The 21,021-nt window shown below is 44.4% G+C and carries 19 protein-coding genes and 3 tRNA genes; 7 read left to right on the plus strand and 15 right to left on the minus strand.

Annotated features, from left to right (window positions below):
- Nucleotides 1-89 precede the first annotated feature (89 nt).
- The 7 genes from NO989_RS04635 to NO989_RS04665 all read right to left on the minus strand — a co-directional run bounded on the left by NO989_RS04635 (nucleotide 90) and on the right by NO989_RS04665 (nucleotide 7,264).
- Nucleotides 90-818, minus strand: coding sequence for a pirin family protein (locus tag NO989_RS04635; protein ID WP_156078395.1), 729 nt, complete (start codon nucleotides 816-818; stop codon nucleotides 90-92).
- Between the two features lie 205 nt (nucleotides 819-1,023).
- Nucleotides 1,024-2,487, minus strand: a complete 1,464-nt coding sequence (locus NO989_RS04640; RefSeq protein ID WP_371342142.1) for an aminotransferase class I/II-fold pyridoxal phosphate-dependent enzyme — start codon at nucleotides 2,485-2,487, stop codon at nucleotides 1,024-1,026.
- Nucleotides 2,488-2,624: 137 nt separating this feature from the next.
- Nucleotides 2,625-4,736 carry a 5-histidylcysteine sulfoxide synthase gene (gene ovoA, locus NO989_RS04645; protein ID WP_371342143.1) on the minus strand — a complete coding sequence of 704 codons (2,112 nt, stop codon included), beginning with the start codon at nucleotides 4,734-4,736 and terminating at the stop codon, nucleotides 2,625-2,627.
- A gap of 255 nt (nucleotides 4,737-4,991) precedes the next feature.
- Nucleotides 4,992-5,083: transfer RNA gene (locus NO989_RS04650), tRNA-Ser, on the minus strand.
- Between the two features lie 402 nt (nucleotides 5,084-5,485).
- Nucleotides 5,486-5,577, minus strand: a tRNA-Ser gene (locus NO989_RS04655).
- 169 nt (nucleotides 5,578-5,746) lie between these two features.
- Complete coding sequence (locus tag NO989_RS04660; protein WP_371342144.1) at nucleotides 5,747-6,637, minus strand: class III extradiol ring-cleavage dioxygenase; 891 nt, start codon at nucleotides 6,635-6,637, stop codon at nucleotides 5,747-5,749.
- Between the two features lie 177 nt (nucleotides 6,638-6,814).
- Complete coding sequence (locus NO989_RS04665) at nucleotides 6,815-7,264, minus strand: DoxX family protein (RefSeq protein ID WP_371342145.1); 450 nt, start codon at nucleotides 7,262-7,264, stop codon at nucleotides 6,815-6,817.
- A gap of 194 nt (nucleotides 7,265-7,458) precedes the next feature.
- Here NO989_RS04665 and NO989_RS04670 point away from each other — a divergent pair, with 194 nt between their 5' ends.
- Nucleotides 7,459-8,364, plus strand: a complete 906-nt coding sequence (locus tag NO989_RS04670; RefSeq protein WP_049588235.1) for a LysR family transcriptional regulator — start codon at nucleotides 7,459-7,461, stop codon at nucleotides 8,362-8,364.
- Between the two features lie 182 nt (nucleotides 8,365-8,546).
- On the opposite strand, the gene NO989_RS04675 is transcribed toward NO989_RS04670, so the two are convergent.
- Together NO989_RS04675 and NO989_RS04680 are read right to left on the minus strand one after the other, a co-directional pair.
- Nucleotides 8,547-10,013: a DUF3360 family protein gene (locus tag NO989_RS04675; protein WP_014949618.1), complete on the minus strand. Its 1,467-nt coding sequence runs from the start codon at nucleotides 10,011-10,013 to the stop codon at nucleotides 8,547-8,549.
- 146 nt (nucleotides 10,014-10,159) lie between these two features.
- Nucleotides 10,160-10,251 (minus strand) — tRNA-Ser (locus NO989_RS04680).
- 239 nt (nucleotides 10,252-10,490) lie between these two features.
- Between NO989_RS04680 and NO989_RS04685 the strand changes: the two genes are divergently transcribed.
- The 6 genes from NO989_RS04685 to NO989_RS04710 all read left to right on the plus strand — a co-directional run bounded on the left by NO989_RS04685 (nucleotide 10,491) and on the right by NO989_RS04710 (nucleotide 13,433).
- The gene (locus NO989_RS04685; protein ID WP_014949619.1) at nucleotides 10,491-11,156 is read left to right on the plus strand and encodes a Bax inhibitor-1/YccA family protein; all 666 of its coding nucleotides are present in this window, start codon (nucleotides 10,491-10,493) and stop codon (nucleotides 11,154-11,156) included.
- Nucleotides 11,157-11,211: 55 nt separating this feature from the next.
- Nucleotides 11,212-11,601, plus strand: a complete 390-nt coding sequence (gene tusD / locus NO989_RS04690; RefSeq protein ID WP_039220883.1) for a sulfurtransferase complex subunit TusD — start codon at nucleotides 11,212-11,214, stop codon at nucleotides 11,599-11,601.
- On the plus strand, nucleotides 11,601-11,969 hold the full coding sequence (locus NO989_RS04695; RefSeq protein WP_014949621.1) for a DsrE family protein: 369 nt from the start codon (nucleotides 11,601-11,603) through the stop codon (nucleotides 11,967-11,969). The genes tusD and NO989_RS04695 overlap by 1 nt, the downstream gene beginning before the upstream one ends.
- Complete coding sequence (locus NO989_RS04700) at nucleotides 11,969-12,289, plus strand: hypothetical protein (protein ID WP_049588239.1); 321 nt, start codon at nucleotides 11,969-11,971, stop codon at nucleotides 12,287-12,289. Before NO989_RS04695 ends, NO989_RS04700 begins: the two co-directional genes overlap by 1 nt.
- Nucleotides 12,286-12,633 (plus strand): TusE/DsrC/DsvC family sulfur relay protein, encoded by a 348-nt coding sequence (locus NO989_RS04705; RefSeq protein ID WP_014949623.1) that lies wholly within the window; start codon nucleotides 12,286-12,288, stop codon nucleotides 12,631-12,633. Before NO989_RS04700 ends, NO989_RS04705 begins: the two co-directional genes overlap by 4 nt.
- Nucleotides 12,634-12,995: 362 nt before the next feature.
- A complete protein-coding gene (locus tag NO989_RS04710) occupies nucleotides 12,996-13,433 on the plus strand; it encodes a host attachment protein (protein ID WP_039220875.1) in 438 nt (145 codons plus the stop codon).
- 77 nt (nucleotides 13,434-13,510) lie between these two features.
- Here the strand turns inward: NO989_RS04710 and NO989_RS04715 are convergent, their stop codons facing one another.
- The 6 genes from NO989_RS04715 to NO989_RS04740 form a co-directional block, all read right to left on the minus strand.
- Nucleotides 13,511-14,224, minus strand: a complete 714-nt coding sequence (locus NO989_RS04715; RefSeq protein WP_039220873.1) for an SOS response-associated peptidase family protein — start codon at nucleotides 14,222-14,224, stop codon at nucleotides 13,511-13,513.
- Nucleotides 14,225-14,323: 99 nt separating this feature from the next.
- Nucleotides 14,324-15,622: a serine--tRNA ligase gene (gene serS, locus NO989_RS04720; protein WP_371342147.1), complete on the minus strand. Its 1,299-nt coding sequence runs from the start codon at nucleotides 15,620-15,622 to the stop codon at nucleotides 14,324-14,326.
- 10 nt (nucleotides 15,623-15,632) lie between these two features.
- On the minus strand, nucleotides 15,633-16,016 hold the full coding sequence (crcB, locus tag NO989_RS04725) for a fluoride efflux transporter CrcB (RefSeq protein WP_371342148.1): 384 nt from the start codon (nucleotides 16,014-16,016) through the stop codon (nucleotides 15,633-15,635).
- Between the two features lie 75 nt (nucleotides 16,017-16,091).
- Entirely contained in the window at nucleotides 16,092-17,399 is a 1,308-nt protein-coding gene (locus tag NO989_RS04730) for a replication-associated recombination protein A (protein ID WP_039220865.1), read from the minus strand.
- A complete protein-coding gene (gene lolA, locus NO989_RS04735) occupies nucleotides 17,386-18,198 on the minus strand; it encodes an outer membrane lipoprotein chaperone LolA (protein ID WP_039220863.1) in 813 nt (270 codons plus the stop codon). Before lolA ends, NO989_RS04730 begins: the two co-directional genes overlap by 14 nt.
- Before the next feature lie 16 nt (nucleotides 18,199-18,214).
- Nucleotides 18,215-21,004 carry a DNA translocase FtsK gene (locus NO989_RS04740; RefSeq protein ID WP_371342149.1) on the minus strand — a complete coding sequence of 930 codons (2,790 nt, stop codon included), beginning with the start codon at nucleotides 21,002-21,004 and terminating at the stop codon, nucleotides 18,215-18,217.
- Nucleotides 21,005-21,021 lie beyond the last annotated feature (17 nt).

Raw genomic sequence — 21,021 nt, forward strand, 5'->3', positions numbered from 1 at the left:
TCCAAGTCATCATACCACGAGATAAGAATTCGTGAAGTAGAGATACACAATTTGAAACTAAATTATTGATCTAGATTACTTTTAGGCAGCTATTTAGGTAATTCAAACCACAAGGCCACACTTTCCTCTGAGGCTTTCAGACGAATGATGTCTTGCTCGTAAATACCCAAAGCATCGCCTGCCTCTATTTCAAATGCATTCGTTTCACTGTCTACCACAGCCTGTACATTACCGCTAATCATATGAAGGTAACCCTTTTGGTCTTCAGTGCCATGCTCCCATGTTTCGCCAGCTTTCAAAGTTAAACGGCTGATTGCAGCATTTTGCTTAATGCGTAATGACCCTTCCCTACCGTCATCACTTACTAATAATTCAAGCTTTGAATCATGGTTATTTCCACCCGCCTGTGTGCCAAAGGTTTTTTGCGCATAGCTGGGCGTACCGCCTTTTTCATTGGGCACAATCCAAATTTGCAGAAAGTTAACAGGCTCTTCAGTAGAAGGGTTAAACTCCGAATGCATAATACCCTTACCTGCACTCATTACTTGCACGTCACCCGCAGGCACTACGTACTCATTACCGGTATTATCCTTGTGCTTTAAAGCACCGCTCACAACATATGAAATTATCTCCATATCTCTGTGACCATGGGTTTCAAAACCTCTACCGGCCTGAACAACATCGTCATTGATAACCCGTAGCGCTGAAAACCCCATATGTTTTGCGTCATAATAGTGTCCAAACGAAAAGCTATGTTGGCTTTTTAGCCAGCCAAAGTTCACTTTTCCTCTTTCATTCGCTTTTCTCAAATACATCATCTTGCATTCCTTATAACCATAAGCCGCCACTGACTCTTACCCAACAGGAGTAACGCTGGGCGATAGAACATGTGTTAAGGGCTAATTATCTAATAAGGCCATTTTAATCCTCTTTAATAGAAATAAAATGTCATATATTTGAGCTTATTATTCTAATAATTAGAATAAAATTGACTGTCGATCAACAGATGCGGGTTAAGCTACGCTAAGAAATAAAGCACAGTCTTTGCAGCGCGGTTTCTACAACCGCAGGGTGACAGGCTAAATTTAGCCTAATATGGTGTGGAGAACCAAAGGTCGCGCCGTCGTTACCTATCACGCCGCGCTCAATACATCCTTCCACAGTGGTCACGGGTGAATATTTGAGAGGTTGACGAGAAGCGTCACCTAAAGGAGCTTCATCCACAGAAGCGATACTGTTCGGCTGTGTTAAATGCGAAGGGAATGTTGAAAGGTCTAGCCACAAGAAATAGCCAGCGCTGCCCATTGTATAATTAACAGATAAACCATAGTGCTCAAAGAAGCGCACAACAAGCTTTCGGTTGAAGCTCAACGCACTTTTTACGCTGTCTAACCAAGTACTTCCCTTCTCATAGGCGGCAATCAACGCAACTTTTCCTAAGTTACTTGCGTTAAGGTGCCTGCTATTAATAGCTTGGGCAAACGTCTCTTTGATCGTTTTATCCTTAATGACCGCATACGATGCACCTGGAATACTCGCTAGGTTAAACGCCTTGGACACGCTATTAATGTGGATAATGCGTGGCAGTTGATGAGTATGGATGTTACCACCGTTTAGACTTTCTTGGCGCCCCTCGTTCTTATTGCTCACCTCTGCACCAAACATGGGTATTAGCGTTGGTTCATTTGACGAATTAAATGCAAACTCGCTGTGTACCTCATCAGTGATCATTAAAATATCGTTCTTGGCGCAGAAGCTCATAATAACACGCTGATCTTCTACACTTAACACTGTACCTGTAGGGTTATTAGGATGGCAAATCACGAATGCAGCCGCAGCACTATCGAAGGCTGAAGTATCTATAGTTGCGTTAACACCTTCGACGTCCTCCTGACGATTCTTGTCGCTATCCTTTGTCGCGGTAACTTCAGAAAGCCTAGTCTGAATTTGACGCGCGTTTTGAATGACTGGAATAGATACTGGCGTTAAGCCGTTATTATTAATAGCCTCTGTTAAAGGGGAATAGGTTGGTGTTAAAACCATGACTTTTTGACCAGGTTGGCAAAAAGTGTGAAGCGCAACGTCTATTGCTCCTATTACGCTCGCAACATCCACAACATCGCCACTTTCTACTTTAAAGCGACTACTTTTTTGCGTGGTACGCTCAAAACGTTTTGCTACCGCGTCACCGATATCAAGGGACTGATATCCATAAGTAGAGCGAAGGTTTTGTGTAATCGCGCTGAGAATTTCATCACAAGGCGGGATGTCCATATCCGCTATCCACATTGGAATAGGGTCTTGCTGAGACGCGACAACGTTCGCTTGAGATGAAAACGCGCCCTGAAAGCGGCGAAATATCGCTGAATATTTAAGACGGGTTTGATCGAGTTTCAGGTGAGAAGGTGCCTGCCATACATCCTTGTAAGGCATAAACTCGCTTTGCATAGCGTTGAACACGGGGAGATGGCTTAGCGCGTTGCTCACCTTCACATTATCCTATCTATATAGCCTTACGCATTTACTATTGGCTAAAGGCCTTCTGAAATCTATTATAATTATAAGCGCGAAACACGCGTACCGCGCTCACTTTATACTGCACACACACTTTAATAGACACCGTGTTAGTCTATCTTTTCAAACACGTTAAATTCAGAAAGCGTATGTTGGTATTTCCGCTTTGTTTCTCGAATGACAAATGGAATGTCTTTAGGTTCAGCAATTCGTTTAAAGCTATGACCTAATGCATCTTCAAGCGCCTGAGTAGAGCTAAGCGTTTCACCATTTTCATCTTTATAGCCGCCCAACCATTCACTTCTTTCGGTATACTCTTGCAACCATGTAAAGGGGCTGGCGACAACGAGCAATCCACCTTTATTTAGCCGTGTGGCCATGTCCGTTAATACCTTTCTTGGACTATACACTCTATCAATAAGGTTGCCTAAGAAGATCAAGTCGTAGCCTGTAAATTGCGGCTTCAAATTACACGCATCACCTTGTGCGAAAGCAACGTTGTCTACACTGTCATCTAAACCGAGCGCAGAGAGCTTACGCGCCTTAAACGACGTAAGTTCACCTTCTTCTATAAGGTTATAGCGTATTTCACCACGCTCTTGCATCTCAAACGCTGTTTTTATAAAGCGTGCAGAAAAATCGATGCCATCGACATGATCGAAGTATTTTGCAAGTTCAAAGGTAGACCGACCAACGGCACACCCCAAATCTAACGCTTTAGCGTGTTGACGCCCTTGCATAGCGTCAATACAAAACTGCGCACTGGCTTTAGCAAAATTAGGGACGCCGTAGTACTCGTCGCCGTAATGGAATTCACTGTATTGCGAAACCTGTGTATCACTTTCATAATCAAAATCGTTCACTGCTATAACTCGCTTTCCTTGAACATACCGAAACCCCGCGTGCTGAAAGAAGTGGCGCCTAAAAGCGTAACGACTATCTTTCATTGCTTCGTTACCTGTAGATACCCAACTACCGCCTTTAATGAGGTTATGCTTATTGTCGAATGTTGGTGTTGTAAAGTCGTCATATAAAGGATGAACGTTAAAGCCCTCAAACGGATAGATGGGTGTTTCTGTCCATTGCCATACGTTGCCAACAACATCATAAAATTCGCCGGACTTATTAACATTAACAGGTTCACTCGACGCATACTTTTGCAGCGCTATGTTGAATCCTTCGCTGTATACGGTTTGTGTTACACCAGCCTGCTGTCGTAACGCTTGCCATTCATTTTCAGTCGGCAGACGGATAAGATCACCCGTTTTTTCACTCAAGTAGTTACAAAACGCTTTCGCTTCATGATAATTCACATCCACAGGCCAATCTAAAGGTAGTGGATGCTCTTCAAGCATGCTGCGATATAAATAATCATCACTCTTTTTAATCCAAAATACAGGGTGCTGAGCTTTAGTATATTCGCGCCACTTATTGCCTTCAGCCTCCCAGTATTTTGCGTTGTTATAGCCGCCGTCTTGCACAAACGATAAATACTCACCATTACTTACAAGAAATTTAGACGCACTAAACTCGCTAACGGATTCTTGCTGAGAACCATATTCATTGTCCCACCCGTAATAAGCACTGTCCCACGCTTTGTAATTTATGACTTTCTGTGCCGGAACGGTCATTAAAACATTAGCCTCTAACGCTTCAGCATTAGTTTGCATAGTGCTACATGCAGGCCATTCTGGGCTGGGGCGTACCGATGCAATGGGTAGCTGTCTGATTAGAACAGATGAGGTTTCTAAATGAATACGTTCATGCTCTATTCCCATTACAACGGGCCACATTGGACTTTCCCAGTCAATAGGCATGCTGAAAGACATGGTATCTATTAAATCGCATACCAATGTGCGCACTTGATTACGATATTTACGCACCTCTTCCACCTTCGGCCAGTCGTAATTTTCATCGTTAAGATCATCCCAACTCATTTCATCAACACCAATGGCAAATAGCGATTCAAATTTTGGGTTAATGCGCTCGTTTATTGCCTTAGACAGTACTAATTTATTGATAAAGAAAGTAGCAGTATGACCAAAATAGAAAATTAACGGATGGCGCAACTTTTCAGGTCGTTGATAAAATACGTCATCATTGGCAAGACAAGAGAAAATCGATTCGTAGGTATCAAAGGAATCGAGGAAATAAGCCTTTATTTCCTGTCTTTTTTGCTCAACTGTTCCGTCCCGTAAATTAAGTGTGGGCATTGCCTGCATAATGTCCTCTCGATTTTTGTTATTACTACCAACTGCGTAGGACCAGCGCCATAAGAATAAAAGAAGAGCGCTTTAAAATGCCGTAATGATTTCAGTTGATTGCTAACCCTTTATGTATACCAAGCTTTTATGAATAAAGCGCGACATAACTAGGTTTTTATGGAATGTCCTGTAATTACAAGATACAGACAGGATGAGATCAGAAAATATTTCACCCATAAAAAAACCCGCAACAATGTGCGGGTTATTCGTATTTGGCGGAGAGTGAGGGATTCGAACCCCCGGTGGGTTTGACCCCACGTCTGATTTCAAGTCAGGTGCATTAAACCGGGCTCTGCCAACTCTCCTGAAGTGACGCTTATTTTAATGATTTACGTGACGCTGTAAAGCACTAATTTCAATTAAATCAATCAACTGGTGAAATATTCACCTTTTCGCAAGAATAATAACCATCTTGGTAGAAAATGGCCTACGTTCTCATTATTTAAAAACACTATTAGCGTTAACCTACTATAAATGCTCGTAAAACATAAAACGAAGTTTTTTAAAAGCGATTGAAGTTCTCACTCAAAAATTGTCATTGGGTATTCTATGCACGTCGACAGCTCATGACGCCAAAAATGATAATGTTCGTCTAGCTTTGAATAATGTGGTTGTGCGTAGGTTTCACTCTTGGCTATAGCCATATACTAAAGCGAGTAAATTTAGCCCATAAAAAAACCCGCAACAATGTGCGGGTTTTTCGTATTTGGCGGAGAGTGAGGGATTCGAACCCCCGGTGGGTTTGACCCCACGTCTGATTTCAAGTCAGGTGCATTAAACCGGGCTCTGCCAACTCTCCTGAAGTGCTGCGTATCTTAATGATTTATGTGGGACTGTAAAGCACTAATTTTAACATTTTTACTCAAACGACCAATTGATAATCAAAGTGTTCAAAATTTAATTGCTCTCGTTTAACGCAGGCTTTATTCAATCAGGTATTGCACTGACGCGGTAATGTGAAGCACTGGTCAATCACACCACACAAACATGCTTGCAGGTTTGGTTAGAAGCGTTAAAGACAGGGCTTTATCAGCTGCTCTATTATTAACACCATAACAAACATGGAGTGGAAGAAGGTGCTCTTCTCTAGGATGGGCGTATCGCGCATCCGGCGCGCTGTACCATTCAACAAGACGAGCTTTGCGTTCATTCTCGTTGTAGGCACTGGTCCGCATAGTTGTCTGAAGCCAGTTATTAAAGCGCGTTGCTTTTCGCATTGCATCATCGGAGCTATCAAAAAAGCCCTGCATATTGTGAAAAGAAGACCCCGAGCCCAATACTAAAATATTCACTTCGTTCTTTGCATCACTATTTACAGGCTCTACCCCAAGTTCAACAGCTTTCCTAATGGCTTCCCCCAATAGCACATGCTTTTTAGAATCCAAATCAGACGTAATGGATAGTTGAATACAGGGTACATCGGCACTGGGATACATAATACTTAGGGGAATGAACATTCCGTGATCGAAACCACGTGCCCTATCCTCCCGTACAGCAATGCCTTGTTCTGCTAAACGCTTTAGTAATAAAGTTGCAAGTGCTACTTCCCCTTTGGCCGGATATTCAAGGGAATACGCCTCTTTTGGGAAGCCATAATAGTCATAAATCAAGGAAGGTTCTGGGTGAGTAGTTACACAGACTTCAGTATCCTCCCAATGGGCACTAATCACTATGACTGCATCGGGTTTGGGTAAATCTGATGATAATGCTTTGAGCGCTTCAATCATTTCAATATGATAGGCAGGCGTTCTCGCCTCTCCTACTGACTGCATTTCAAGAAGTGGAAGCGGCCCTCCACCATGAGAAATATAAGCGGTGTTAATTCGCACAGACGGGTGAGTTTGCGTTCGCTGTTGCATAAAACCATACCTTGTTAGATGTAGAGAATACCATTCCTGCATTCCCACGCTTCGCTAGGAAACTTACTAGCGTCTTCTGAGTGGGCAATTATCTATGCGGATTGATATAAGGGCTCCATAGCTATTGAAACCGGCGCATTTTGGCCGGTTTCGTTAGTCGTCGAAATCTCACAACCGCTATTTATTAAGCTTGTGACTAATAAGGGAATCGATTGAAAATTTACCGCCACCTTGAATAGCTAGCGCACCTGTTGCAGCAAGTAGCGTTAGTGCAAACTCGTAACCGTTGTTAGTCATAAATAAACCGTTTGCTGCATGTACACTAAAAATCGCAATCACCATTGTGAATGCACTTACTAAAGCAGCTGGGCGTGTTAGAAAACCCATAATAAGCGCTAGCCCGCCAAAAAACTCAGCGCTGCCGGCCAGCAATGCCATTAAAAAGCCTGGCGCTAAACCAATGCTTTCCATCCACTGACCTGTGCCTTCTAATCCATAACCACCAAACCAAGCAAAAAGCTTTTGTGCGCCGTGTGCGGTAAGAATAATGCCCACAGGCACACGTAAAACCAAACTAGAAACACTGCTGTTAGAAGTAAAAATGTTTTTTAGAAATTGCTTGTTCATTGTTAAATCCTCAAAGTCTCTCGTAATTGAAAGTGTCATATCTAAAAAGTGATGAACGCTCCGCCTGACTTCATTGAGTTGGCACAGCGCTAACCTGATGCATATAGAATAGTTACCAACACCTATTGTATAAAGCGGTTAAATATTGAATGATTACCAACAAATTGTTGTTTATTGAGACGAATGGTTAAACGATGGATAAATTATCGCTACTGAAAACTTTCTGCGTTGTTGCGAATGAAGGCAGTTTTACAAAAGCTGCAGAAAAGCTAGACACGTCAAATCAACTCGTAAGCAAGTATGTTGCCGAATTAGAGAAGCAACTTGATACGCGTTTATTCAATCGCACTACAAGAAAAATTCACCTAACCGAGGCTGGTCAGCAGTGTTTGCAACATGCAAATCATATTCTAGAAAGCGTAACCGATATGGAAAGTCAGCTTGGGTTGCTCAATACGGAAGTAAAGGGAGTTCTGCATGTAAGTGCCCCTGTCTCTTTCTCAACATTACATTTAGCGAGTGCACTCAGTGCGTTTCAACAAGCACACCCTCACGTATCGATAAACTTGCAGCTAAACGATAGAAAGATTGATGTGATAGACGAAGGGTTTGATGTAGCAATACGTGCAGGTCACCTAGCTAACTCGTCGCTGGTGGCCAAGAAAATCACAACGATAAAGCTGGCCCTGTGCGCTTCACCAGCCTACCTGGAAAAATATGGCACACCGCAACATCCAGCCGAATTAAAACCAGAACACTATCTTGAGTACTCCTACGTCAACTATGATAACGATAAATCAGTGCTTATTGCGGCGCTTAAAGCAAATGCCCAGACTGTGACGCCCAAGCTAACCGCCAATAATGGAGAAGTCCTAACCAATGTAGCAAAGCAGGGTGAAGGTTATGTACTTCAACCTACCTTTATTGCCGGTGAAGCGCTCAAAAACGGGGAACTCGTGTCCATACTGGACGATTTCGTACCGCAAGCTATCTCTTTGTATGCGGTCTATCCTCATCGTAAGCTCATTTCTAATAAGCTAAGGGTTTTCATTGACTTTTTATCAAGCTATTTTGAAAGTACGCCCTACTGGGACAAGTAAATCGCGGTACGCGTAACGCTTAATTTATGTGGTAAAAACGTAACTTCAGTGGATGAGTGATATCAGCATAATAAATTAAATAAAAACGGCGTGGAGAAACACCTCCGACGCCGTTCGCGTAATAGCATATCTGGTTTCAGTAACTTGAACTTTAAAGAAGTAACCTTACCCTAAAGCCCTCATCACATTCTGAAGGTTTCCATAATCGCGGGCACACCCGGGAACATACCAATTAGTGCCATAACGGTACATAACACCAAAAACGTAATTCCTGGAATTAGCCAACGCCCTGCTTTGCCGAGCTCTCCAGCTCTATCTTTGCACCCAACGAGCCCCAAATTATCCAAAAGCATAGTAAAAGACCATCCGAATACTGGATTAACTAGTACAGAGGAGATCACCACCAATGCGGCAGATTGCGTCGTTTTACCTTCACGCGTCATTTGCATACCGGCTTCCATAAGCGGCAGAAAGACCCCAACAATAAGCGCTACGCAAAGCACTGGCGGCCAAATTGCTAGATCCATGGGGTAACCCCAAAGTGCCGCTACAACGCATAAAAAGCCAGTAACTAATGCACCACCGGGTATGGGTCTGCGCGCGATTGAAGCCGGAATAATGTAGGTCCCCCACGAAGATGAGATATTCCCCCCTCCCAGTAGGCTTCCCACTGCCTGACGACTAGATGCAGCAATCATGGTGTCATCTATATTCATGTGCGCTCGTTCACTTTTTTTAGGGTAGCTAAGCTTTTGGAAGACTTGATGACCTAAGAAATCTGGCGACCACATAGACACAGCCAGCACAGCAAAAGGCAGCACAGCAATGAAATGTGACCAGTCTGGCAGGCCCAGTTTCCAACCTGTGTCTTCCCCCCACCAATAAGCAGGGTTCAAGTTAGGCATACCCGGCGACGTTGTGAACTCAAATGGCGCACCGAAGGAAAACGCAATGACCGCCGCCATCACCGCACCAAGCGGAATGGCTAGCCAGCGCTTTTGAATATGCTCTAGCCATGCATACATTAAGATAGTGGCAATGATCACCACGAAGGCTAAGTAAGCCATATCGAAGCTTTCTGCCCACGCAAAGAGTTTCTTCACCTGGCCTGTGATGCCAATAAACCCTAAGTACAACAGCAGCCCACCGCATACACCGTTACTGGTTAGCCTGGCTAGCACACTGCCGCCCTTCGTTATTCCTAAAATAAAACCAAATAGTCCAATGAGTAGACCGAGCGCCATGGGATGGCCGCCAGATGCAACAATAAGGGGTACCAAGGGCAGTAAGGGGCCGTGTGTACCTGCTAAATTAGCTGACGGGTTCAGAAAACCGGAAATCAGAACAACGAACAAGACTGCTGCAATGAGTAATTCAAAGCGCACGTTTTCAATAACAAACTCAGGAGATAGCCCTAGCGGTGCTGCGAATGCACCTACTACGGCGGCAACCATAACGATTTTTCCTATGGTCGCCGCCATGCCTGGCACAAAGTCTTCCCACTCAACGCGGTAGTCTTTACCAGGCAGGTTCAACCGCCAACGTTTTGGAGAAAGTATTTGAAGTTCGTGATTTAAATATTCGTCTCTTGATTTAAAACTACTGCTCGGTTTGTGAAGATTTTGATAAGAAGAACTTTCTTGTGACACATAACACCTTTAGATTGCGCGGAAGAAAAGCGCAAGCCTAAACATGTGAACGGAATGTAACAATGCGACTGTGGTCTTATACGAAAGTCTAACGTGGTAGACGGGCATAAAAAAAAACCCGCAACAATGTGCGGGTTTTCATAATATGGCGGAGAGTGAGGGATTCGAACCCCCGGTGGGTTTGACCCCACGTCTGATTTCAAGTCAGGTGCATTAAACCGGGCTCTGCCAACTCTCCTGAAGTGCTGCGTATCTTAATGATATTTTTATGACTGTAAAGCGAAAAATTAAAAAAGTTGTCTAAGTGCCGAGATTTCAATCAAATAGACTGTTTAGCACGTACAAGAGATGTTTTTATATTCACCTGACACCATTTTCATCTGAAACTACTTGAAAATGGGAACTAAAACCCATACAACATACACTAAATAATTGTGAACCATTTTGGTCATATCATAAGTCCTATTGGAGGAAACAATGGATCAACGTTCGATGTATTCAAGTGCATCTCAACCATCGGTATTGCAGACGAACAAGGTTCTACGCAACACCTATATGCTGCTTGCGATGACACTGGCGTTTAGTGCAGTTTGTGCTGGTATAGCAATGGCAGTAGGCATTTCTCCTATGATGTCTCTTGTTATGACTATCGGCGCTTTTATAACTCTTTTTGTAGTTCAGAAAAAAGCTGATTCAGCATCTGGCATCTACTGGGTGTTTGCATTCACAGGTTTAATGGGTGCTTCACTAGGTTACACGCTTAATTTCTATTTAGGCGTTGCTGGTCCAGGGCTAATCATGGAAGCATTAGGTGCAACAGCCCTCGTGTTTTTCGCGCTATCTGGCTACGCCCTAACCACTAAGAAAGACTTCTCATTTATGGGCGGTTTCTTGGTAGTAGGTTTAGTGGTTGTGCTTGTGGCGGCAATTGCGAACATCTTTTTCGCAGTTCCAGCGGTAAGCTTAGCAATCAGTGCAGCGATTGTGTTTATTATGTCAGGTTTCATCTTGTTCGATACTAGCCGTATCATTCACGGTGGTGAAACAAACTACATTCGTGCAACAGTTTCGCTATACTTGAACATATACAACTTGTTCACGTCTATCCTTCACCTTTTAGGTGCGTTTGGTGGCGACGATTAAAACAGCGTTAAAGGTTTAAAGAGAAACACCCCTTAACCGGGGTGTTTTTATTTGTATGGCAGAATATTCAGTACTTATCACATCATCACCTTTTCAAGGTGACACGGCTTTGCGCGCCCTTGCGTTTGTGCAAGGCGCCATAGATAACGGCGACGTAGTTAACAACGTTTTCTTTTACAGCGAAGGTGTACACCACACCAATAACTTAATGCTAAAGACGGGCGACGAGCTGTTCGCATTTGATGGTTGGAAGGCTCTAGCGACTGAGCACAATGTGAAATTACTTGTATGCATTACCGCCGCCGTTAAGCGAGGTATTGTTAGTGAATTAGAGGCGAAAGAGAATGGGTTGTCTCAGGCCAACTTATCCGCGCCTTTCGAGCAAGCTGGCTTGGGCGAATTCTTCACTGCGCTCCACGATTGCAACAGGTTGGTACAATTCTAATGGCGCAACTACTTATTAGGTTTACGCAAAGCCCTTTTTCCAATGCTAAAAGCCAAGACGGTTTAGATTTTGCGCTTGCTGCAACAAACTATGGGCACGATGTTAAAGTGCTTTTTGAAAGCCAAGGTGTACTGCAGCTTGTTAAGGCAGCGTCTACCAAAGGACTAAAAAATCACACCAAACGTTTAGCTAGCATGCCGTTTTTCGATATCGAAGAATGCTTTGTGTGTAAAGCAAGTGCAGATACCTACGACATTGAGCAGGTTCTTTCTAATAACAGTCTAGTTGATGAGTTAGACTGTGAGTGGATAACCCCAGAAGAAAAGGTCACGCTTATCCAAAGCGTAGATCATGTGGTGACATTCTAATGCTTATTACTATTTCAACGCCAAATTTGAGCACTGAATACAAACAGCTTATTGAAGCCACTTTTGAGCAATCGACTTCTACTTATGTTGTATTTGTTGGTGATGGCGTTTATGCCCCTGCATTAAACACCGCGTTTTTTGAGCAGCTGGCCAATACGCTAGAAAGCACGGTAAAAGACAAATCAACGCTAAACCTGTCGTTCTTGAGTACAGATGCGGATACCAGGGGCGCAAATCTTCCCGAACATATTAATCCTATTTCTCACAAAGAACTTGCTGCAATATCAGCAAAAAATCAGCACTGGATACCCCTTTCATGACACAAGAAACCTATAGCTTCAATTATAAAGGGCAAGCGATCCCTACAGACAAAGCCGGGTATTTACTCGACTATACCCTTTGGGAAGAAGATATGGTTGAGTTGCTGGCGCAAGAAGAGAACATTGAATTAACAGAAGCCCACTGGGAAGTGGTGCGCTTCGTACGCGCATTCTATGAAGAGTACGAAACCAGCCCAGCAATTCGTGCTTTGGTGAAAGCTATGGCCAATAAGTTTGGGCCAGAAAAAGGTAATAGCCGCTACCTGCAGCGACTCTTTAAAAAAGGCCCGGCTAAGCAAGCCACCAAACTGGCAGGGTTACCTAAACCTGCCAAATGCTTGTAAAGTCGATTACGCATTGTATTTAAAGCGCTAGCGCCCCTCTGCTAGCCTTTTTCCCTTTCGCATATTCCTTGAGATTACTTACTCGTGATATCGCAGTATCGCTTGTTGTGTATCGACGGGCTTAACCCCACCTACTAGCCTTCTACTAAAAGCACTCGTTAAGTTGCTGCTCGGGTTGAAGCTATTCGAGGTAACTATAAGAAGCGCCACCCTATTGTTATCTTTCTTGGCTTTGGTGTTGATATTGCAACACCTCTTTTACATTAGCGTTTTAACTGAGGTTTTAGGCACATTTTTCATACTCGTCTTTCACCGAACACCATAAACGTGAATGTTTTACATAAATGGACATAGGAGGCTGTATGACAGTTCAGAAACACTACGTAATTGTGGCCAACCACGACAACGCCACAGCTTACACCTATATCAATCACGGAAGTGCGCTTGTTGAAGTAAAGAAATGGCACAATGAGTTTAGTGGTGCGAGTGACCAAGACATTTATACAGATAAACCCGGCAGACAATCGGCTCCCGCTTCGCAAGTACCAGGCGTTGATAGCATGAATCGAAAAGATGCCGCTGAACTCGAAGATGAACGATTTGCCAGTGACATTGCTGACTGGCTGGATGGCGAGCGTAAACGAGGTGCGCTAGGCTCAATAGATATTATTAGCGGGCCAGGGTTTCTTGGCAAATTGAGAAATGGAATGTCATCTCAATGTTCAGATGTGGTCGATAAAGAAGTGAAAAAGAATGTTTTAGGTGCGGACGAGGAAACCTTGCTTTCTTACCTTAAATAAAGCGTTATTTAGCACAGAGGTTGTCACAGGCGGCTGTTGTTATAGCCGCCTTTATTTTGCTCTCTTGCTAGTTTAAATTAATCGTTTTCGTCAGCCTTTAATATATTGACTTCCCCCATTGCTTGAGCGCTTTTAAACGTTTTTACTCGCGTTACTTCAAGGTCGGTATAAATGCGAGGGTTATTCAAAATATACTCTACCTCATTATTCAACGAGCCATGTTTGTCAGTGGTTAACCATGCATTAATAGCGTGACTATCGTGAGGAAGAAAGCATGGAATAGATTTTTCATGATACTGGCAAAAGCCATCTATGGGCGGACGTGTCACCACCGCACAGGAAAACAACCCATTACTAAACCGCCGGTATACCGCGCCAATAAGTAAGGCGCCGCTTTGGGGCTTCATTAAATAATGTGATTTTCCTTTTCCAAGTGGGTTTGACTCGCCTACTGCCGTTGCTACAACTATAGCCCGCCGTTCACGAATAAACTTTCCCCAATAAGGGCTATCTAAGTTTCGGGCGTTAAATGTTGTTCTGTTCCCAACCTCTAGCGTGTTGCCAACAGGCTTAGCATCAAACCACCATGTCGCATCTATTGTGCTATCACTAGATACGATTATATTGGTTATTTGCCGTTCAGCTGCTTTTCCAAATGCGGGATAAAAGTTAATGACATTGCTTGTGGAAGATTCGTTGACAAAAAGCGGTATCGTTTGTGTGAGACCCACTTCTTCAAGTAGCGCGATAACGTCTGGTGAGTCAGTAATACGCTGTATAAATCCGCACATAAACAATATCCATCAGTAATATACAAAAAATCCGATACGAATACTCATATCGGATTTCATATTATTACTGGCGAAAATGATTCGCCACTTCAAAGTGGGTTAATTGCTTGCTTTAATAACTTCCTGTCCAGCCATATAAGGCACAAGCGCCTTAGGAATGGTAACGCTACCGTCTGCTTGCTGATTATTCTCTAAAATCGCTACAAGCGTGCGCCCTACCGCTAAGCCAGAACCGTTCAATGTGTGAAGCAGTTCAGTTTTATTCGTCTCTGGGTTACGGAATCTAGCCTGCATGCGTCGTGCTTGGAAGTCCAACATGTTTGAACATGAAGAAATTTCACGGTAAGTATTCTGTGCAGGTAGCCATACTTCAAGATCGTAGGTTTTACATGCACCAAAGCCCATGTCACCGGTACATAACAGCACTTTACGGTAAGGCAATTCTAGCTTTTGAAGAATAACTTCAGCATGGCCTGTAAGTGCTTCTAGCGCGTCAAAGCTCTCTTCTGGCTTAACCAGTTGTACAAGCTCGACTTTATCGAACTGATGCTGACGAATAAGGCCACGGGTATCACGACCGTACGAACCAGCTTCTGAGCGGAAGCAAGGCGTGTGCGCAGTCATTTTCACAGGCAGTGATTTCGCATCTAATATTTCATCGCGTGCAATATTAGTTAGCGGAACTTCCGCCGTTGGAATTAGGCTAAGCCCCTGTCCTTCTTCGGTTGCTGGCTTGGTGTGAAATAGGTCTTCACCAAACTTAGGCAGCTGGCCTGTGCCATAAAGGCTGTCAGCGTTAACCAAGTAAGGCACATACATCTCTTGGTAGCCATGCTCTTGTGTATGGGTATCAAGCATGAACTGAGCTAAGGCACGGTTTAGGCGAGCAATATCGCCGCGCATCACTACGAAACGGCTTCCAGTAAGCTTACTTGCCGTTGCGAAATCAAGGCCATTGTTTAAGCCTTCAGCCACATCAACATGATCTTTAACTTCAAAATCAAACGTGCGTGGTTCGCCCCATCGAGAAATCTCAACATTGTCATCTTCGTCTTTACCCGCTGGTACAGACTCGTGTGGCAAATTAGGAATGCCTTGCGTAAGGGTGTTAATTTCTTCCAACAGTTCGCTAAGTTCCGCTTTAGCGGCGTCAAGCTCGTCACCAAGCTTACCCACTTCAGCCAATAGCGGTGCAATATCTTCGCCCTGCGCTTTTGCTTTACCAATAGATTTACTTCGTACGTTACGCTCGTTTTGCAGATCCTGTGTTCTGGACTGAAGTGTTTTTCTTTTTTCTTCAAGCGAACTGAAAGCTGCTACATCGAGGTTAAAACCACGGGCAGCTAATCGCTTAGCTGTTTGTTCTATATCGCTTCGCAAACACTTTGGATCTAACATGTGTTTCTAATTATCCTTTCATCAATTGAATGGCTAGCCAACCTGCTATTAGGCAAGCGCCAACGTTAAGAAATACATTTGCTGCGGCTTTAAACCACAACCCGTTTTCTAATAAAGTTAAGGTTTCAACGGAAAATGTTGAGAATGTGGTAAAGGCACCTAATAGGCCTACACCAATGAGCGCACGGTAAGGCGAGTCGCTTAACTCGTGACGTTCAATAATACCGTACAGTAACGCGAGTGCGAACGACCCAACCACATTCACCGTTAGTGTACCAAACGGCATGTGTTTTCCAAATAAGGAATCTACACTTGTAGTAACAAAATAACGTAAACAGGCACCAGTTGCCCCGCCAGCGGCAATAAAACAATACAAAGCTAACCCTTGAGGCACGAAAAACTCCCTAGCGCGTTCTTTTTAGTAACTAATCCATGGTCTTTGAATTAGTAGAGGTGTATCTGTGCAACTTTACCTTTTATTGTTACTTCTCGCATTAAGTGAATCGAGAAATTCACGTTTTGCTTTTAAGGATTTTTCTAAACCACGCTCATTGGGCCTGTATAGGCGAGTACCAGTAAGGTTCTCAGGAAAGTAAGATTCACCCGCTGCGAAAGCATTCGGCTCGTTGTGGGCATAGCGATAACCATCGCCGTGGCCTAGCTCTTTCATCAGCGAGGTAGGCGCATTACGCAAATGCATGGGTACCGGCGCATCTGAGGTCTTGCGCGCCAGTGCTTTAGCTTCGTTAAATGCCATATAAACGGCGTTACTTTTTGCAGCTAACGCGCAATATACCGCAGCTTGCGCAATAGCGCGTTCACCCTCTGCGGGCCCTACACGGTGAAAGGTGTCCCAGGCATTGATACATAGCTGCATAGCCCTTGGGTCGGCGTTGCCAATATCTTCCGACGCGATAGCTAGAAGACGTCTTCCCACATATAGCGCGTCACCACCGCCATCGAGAATTCTTGCATACCAGTAAAGAGCTGCATCTGGATCTGAGCCTCTTACGGATTTATGAAACGCTGAAATGAGGTCGTAGAAGGTATCGCCTTTATTATCATAACTAGCTACTTTCTCGCCTACCGCATGTTCAATATCGCTGACGGTTATTTCGTTTTCTCCGGTGAAGTCCGCAGCTAGTTCCAAATACGTAAGAAGACGGCGGGCATCGCCACCGCTCAAATCTATAAGGGCGTTTCTTGCTATTTCATCAATGCCAAGAGCTCTGTCGCCAAGGCCTTTTTCGCTATCGCTCAGCGCTCTATCGACTAATTCAGATAACGCATGTTGTTCAAGTGTTTTTAGCACGTAAACACGGACTCGAGATAAAAGCGCTTTATTTAATTCAAATGAGGGGTTTTCTGTCGTTGCACCAATAAAGGTAACCACACCTGATTCAACAAATGGCAAAAACGCATCTTGCTGGCTCTTATTGAACCTGTGAACTTCATCTACAAAAAGCAGTGTTCGCTGATTGTAGCGGGCGTTTTCTTCTGCCGCGTCCATAGCGGCCCTGATGTCTTTCACCCCAGATGTTACGGCCGAAATACGCAAAACAGATGCATTAGTATACTGAGCGATAAGCTCCGCAAGAGTAGTTTTTCCGGTACCCGGCGGCCCCCACAAAATCATAGAATGACAGTGCCCTGCCTCTAACATTTTACGAAGAGGCTTACCTTCGCCAAGTAAATGGTCTTGACCGCTGTACTGCTCTATGGTAACCGGGCGCATTCGCGCCGCCAGCGGCGCGAACTCTTGATTAACGCTGGTCATCAACTATGAAGCTATCTGGAATATCAACCGAGAAGGTGTCGGCCGGCACAGGAAAGCGAGTCTCAATATTATTGAACACTAACGTGCTGATTTGCTGTTGTGCATCGAGCATATTAAGCGAAGCGAGCTCGTTGTCTTGATTGAAGGTTAAAGTAAGCGTGAGAATTTGACCGCCTTCTTCTTTTGGTGTGATTTGATAACTTTGCAAGGCATTATCGTTATTGATGCCACTTGCCAAATTGTTGGTAGATACACCACTGTTCACTTGACTGATAGAAAACTTCGACCAGATTGCTTCATCTGTCGATGTAAGCAAAACGATAGGGTTATCCTTAATCGCATTATCTTGAGAAAGCACCGTCACCTGCTCTACAAAGGTATCCACATTCCAAACCGCTTCGCCATCGGCAACCAACAAAGTTTCATCAGGAAATGTAGTTTCCCAGCGAAGCTTATTGGGGCGGGTCATGGTCAGCGTGCCTTGTGCTTCGTGAACGACATTTTGCTGTGCATCGACTACTGTTTGCGCAAAACTTGCGCGAAACTGCTTCATATTGCTTAACAAAGCCTGCAGTGACGTACTCGCAGAATCATTGATAAGCGATGAAGTTTTAGGCTGACTAGTGTTTACTGTGGCATTAGCCTGAATAGCGTCATGAGCACTGACAACCTCGTGAGCATTGTTCTTGCCTATATTTGAACCTGTACTACCTAATTCTACCGCAGCATTAGCAGCATTCATTGCCGTACCTGCCGTTACCAATGCACTCACAAAATAAACCGAAACTGCTTTATTCATTTATTCAATCCATTCGTTAATCTTTGTGGGGCGGCGGTGCAAGCACCTCACGGTTTCCGTTATGCCCCTGTGCACTTACGACACCGCTCATTTCCATTTGTTCAACTAAGCGTGCTGCACGGTTGTAACCAATTCTAAATTTACGCTGTACACTCGAGACACTCGCGCGACGGGTTTCGGTAACGAACGCGACAGCCTCGTCGTAGAATGCGTCGAATTCTTGGTCTTCACCCTCAGGCTGCTCACCTGGCAGTAAGACTTCTGCCGTTGCCTCGCCATTCAGGATCTCATCTATGTACTCTGGCTCACCACGCTTCTGCCAATCTGCCACTACCGCATGCACTTCGTGATCGTCTACAAACGCACCGTGAACACGAGTAGGTACTGGGCTTCCAGGTGGTAGGTAAAGCATGTCCCCCATACCTAACAAGGTTTCTGCACCCTGTTGGTCAAGAATGGTCCTTGAGTCTATTTTACTGGAAACCTGGAATGCACAGCGGGTTGGAATATTCGCTTTAATCAAACCTGTAATTACATCGACAGAAGGGCGCTGGGTAGCAAGAATAAGGTGGATTCCTGCCGCACGGGCTTTCTGTGCGATACGTGCAATAAGCTCTTCTACTTTTTTGCCCACAATCATCATCATGTCGGCGAATTCATCGACTACTACCACGATAGCAGGAAGTTTGGCTAAGTCTGGTGCCTCAGCATCCATACTTTCTTCGTTCTTCCAAAGGGGATCTTTTATTGGTGTGCCGTTAGCAATGGCTTCTTCCACTTTCGCGTTGTAACCTTTGAGGTTACGCACACCAAGGGCGCTCATTAGACGATAACGACGCTCCATTTCTCCTACGCACCAACGAAGCGCATTGGCCGCTTCTTTCATGTCAGTAACTACTTCAGCAAGTAAATGAGGTATGCCCTCATAAACCGAAAGTTCAAGCATTTTGGGGTCAATCATGATCATGCGAACGTCTTCAGGCGTGCTCTTATAGAGCAAACTCAAGATCATCACATTCACACCCACAGATTTACCTGACCCTGTAGTACCCGCTACCAAAAGGTGCGGCATCTTGGCTAAATCGACCACGACTGGCTGACCTGATATGTCTGCACCCAACACCATGGTTAATGGCGACTTGTTTGATTGGAACGTATCGCAGCTAATTACTTCACTCAAACGCACCATTTCACGTTTTTTATTTGGCAGTTCTAAACCAATTACTGACTTACCCGGAATAACCTCAACTACACGAACTGAAATAGCTGACATTGCACGTGCTAAGTCTTTTGATAACCCTGTAATTTTGCTCACTTTAACGCCAGGCGCTAGGTCTAGTTCAAAACGCGTAATTACTGGTCCTGGGTACACACCTACTACAGTGGCTTCAATATTGAAATCAGCGAGCTTTTCTTCGACAAGGCGAGAAATACCTTCAATCTCTTCCGGCGTAAGCGGGTTTTCATGTTTGTCGGCGCGTTCAAGCAAATCAAACGACGGCATAGGAGGCAAGTCAGGGTCAATTTGCCCTGCTCTTGCTTTTAATGGCTTAGCACCAAGTGCTGCGGGGGTAAATGCCTGAGTTGCGCCTTGAACTTCACCTTGCGTGTGCGTTGGTTGCGTATCAGCAGCAGACGCTGAAGGCTGGCTATCGTCCGCTGAGAAAGCCGTGTTATTTGTCGACGCTACTGGCTTACTTCCTGTTTCGTAAGGCAGGTCTTCATCAAACTCCTCTAAATCGTCAAAATTGATATGCGGGCTTTGTTGATGCTGCTGATTATGTTCATATTGGGCGCTTTCACTGGAAGAATGTGTTGGCTCCTCTTGACCGGATTTGCCCAAACCTACTTTATCTTTAAAACCACCCGTAACCACTTCGCGCATGCCCGATAGAGAAAAAGCCGATTTCTTGGTTTCACTATTACTGTCAACTGATGCGGTATCATTTTCCTCTTCATCAGTTTCATGATTCGACGTATTCTGAACAGATTCGTCTCTGTTATAGGTATAAAATGGCGGTTCATCTTCGACTTCGTCGATACCGAAGTTAGGTTCACTGCGAGTCGGAGTAGCCTTATGCGTTTGCTGTGGCTCAACCTGTGGAGAAGACGCCAAGGGCTCTGCCCGCATACTGGTAATATCCAACTCCGCGCCGTCAGAACTTTCTCGGCTGGAAGACTTATTGGCTAACGCCAAACGCGGCATTTCAAGTGCTAACAAACTTTGAGGTGCTGACAGGCCCTTGCGACCCAACCATAGTGTCCCTTCCCCTAATCTATCGATAATGGTAAGCCAACTGATACCTGTTAATAGAGTAAAACCGGTACAGAAAAAGCAAAGCAACAATAGGATCGTTCCAGCGGTATTAAAATAAGGTATAAGTGCCGAACTAATGACGTCACCAACAAAACCGCCCGCTGAAAAGTTGTAAATGTCGTCAAAATTTATACTGGCGATGCCCGTTGCACCAAGAGCCATTAACAGCCCACCGATAATTCTTAATCCAATAGTGAGGTAATCGAACTCATCAAGTTCTTTGATGTGTTGAAATAAGAACCAACCTAAGAAGGCGGAACCGAACGGAAGTAGATAGGCGAGAAAGCCAAATGAAAACAACAGCAGATCTGCCACCCACGCACCTGTTGCCCCTACCCAATTGTGTATGTCTAATTGTAAACCAGCCTGACTCCAGCCTGGGTCGCCTGGATGAAAAGATACTAGTGCCAGCAATAAGAAGAAGGCGAAAACACAGGCGATAATCATGCCTGCTTCCCACACTCGCTGAACCCCTGTTAATCGCGCCATAACCCTAAAAAACCTTA

This window comes from Alteromonas sp. DY56-G5 (genome assembly GCF_041414725.1).
In the GTDB taxonomy this organism is placed as follows: domain Bacteria; phylum Pseudomonadota; class Gammaproteobacteria; order Enterobacterales; family Alteromonadaceae; genus Alteromonas; species Alteromonas macleodii.

What these genes read in the sequence shown, in the direction of transcription:
- NO989_RS04635 (WP_156078395.1), bottom strand. Translation starts at nt 818, where the DNA reads ATGATGTATTTGAGAAAAGCGAATGAAAGAGGAAAAGTGAACTTTGGC.
- ovoA (WP_371342143.1), bottom strand. Translation starts at nt 4,736, where the DNA reads ATGCAGGCAATGCCCACACTTAATTTACGGGACGGAACAGTTGAGCAA.
- NO989_RS04660 (WP_371342144.1), bottom strand. Translation starts at nt 6,637, where the DNA reads ATGCAACAGCGAACGCAAACTCACCCGTCTGTGCGAATTAACACCGCT.
- NO989_RS04665 (WP_371342145.1), bottom strand. Translation starts at nt 7,264, where the DNA reads ATGAACAAGCAATTTCTAAAAAACATTTTTACTTCTAACAGCAGTGTT.
- NO989_RS04670 (WP_049588235.1), top strand. Translation starts at nt 7,459, where the DNA reads ATGGATAAATTATCGCTACTGAAAACTTTCTGCGTTGTTGCGAATGAA.
- NO989_RS04685 (WP_014949619.1), top strand. Translation starts at nt 10,491, where the DNA reads ATGGATCAACGTTCGATGTATTCAAGTGCATCTCAACCATCGGTATTG.
- tusD (WP_039220883.1), top strand. Translation starts at nt 11,212, where the DNA reads ATGGCAGAATATTCAGTACTTATCACATCATCACCTTTTCAAGGTGAC.
- NO989_RS04695 (WP_014949621.1), top strand. Translation starts at nt 11,601, where the DNA reads ATGGCGCAACTACTTATTAGGTTTACGCAAAGCCCTTTTTCCAATGCT.
- NO989_RS04700 (WP_049588239.1), top strand. Translation starts at nt 11,969, where the DNA reads ATGCTTATTACTATTTCAACGCCAAATTTGAGCACTGAATACAAACAG.
- NO989_RS04705 (WP_014949623.1), top strand. Translation starts at nt 12,286, where the DNA reads ATGACACAAGAAACCTATAGCTTCAATTATAAAGGGCAAGCGATCCCT.
- NO989_RS04710 (WP_039220875.1), top strand. Translation starts at nt 12,996, where the DNA reads ATGACAGTTCAGAAACACTACGTAATTGTGGCCAACCACGACAACGCC.
- NO989_RS04715 (WP_039220873.1), bottom strand. Translation starts at nt 14,224, where the DNA reads ATGTGCGGATTTATACAGCGTATTACTGACTCACCAGACGTTATCGCG.
- serS (WP_371342147.1), bottom strand. Translation starts at nt 15,622, where the DNA reads ATGTTAGATCCAAAGTGTTTGCGAAGCGATATAGAACAAACAGCTAAG.
- NO989_RS04730 (WP_039220865.1), bottom strand. Translation starts at nt 17,399, where the DNA reads ATGACCAGCGTTAATCAAGAGTTCGCGCCGCTGGCGGCGCGAATGCGC.
- lolA (WP_039220863.1), bottom strand. Translation starts at nt 18,198, where the DNA reads ATGAATAAAGCAGTTTCGGTTTATTTTGTGAGTGCATTGGTAACGGCA.
- NO989_RS04740 (WP_371342149.1), bottom strand. Translation starts at nt 21,004, where the DNA reads ATGGCGCGATTAACAGGGGTTCAGCGAGTGTGGGAAGCAGGCATGATT.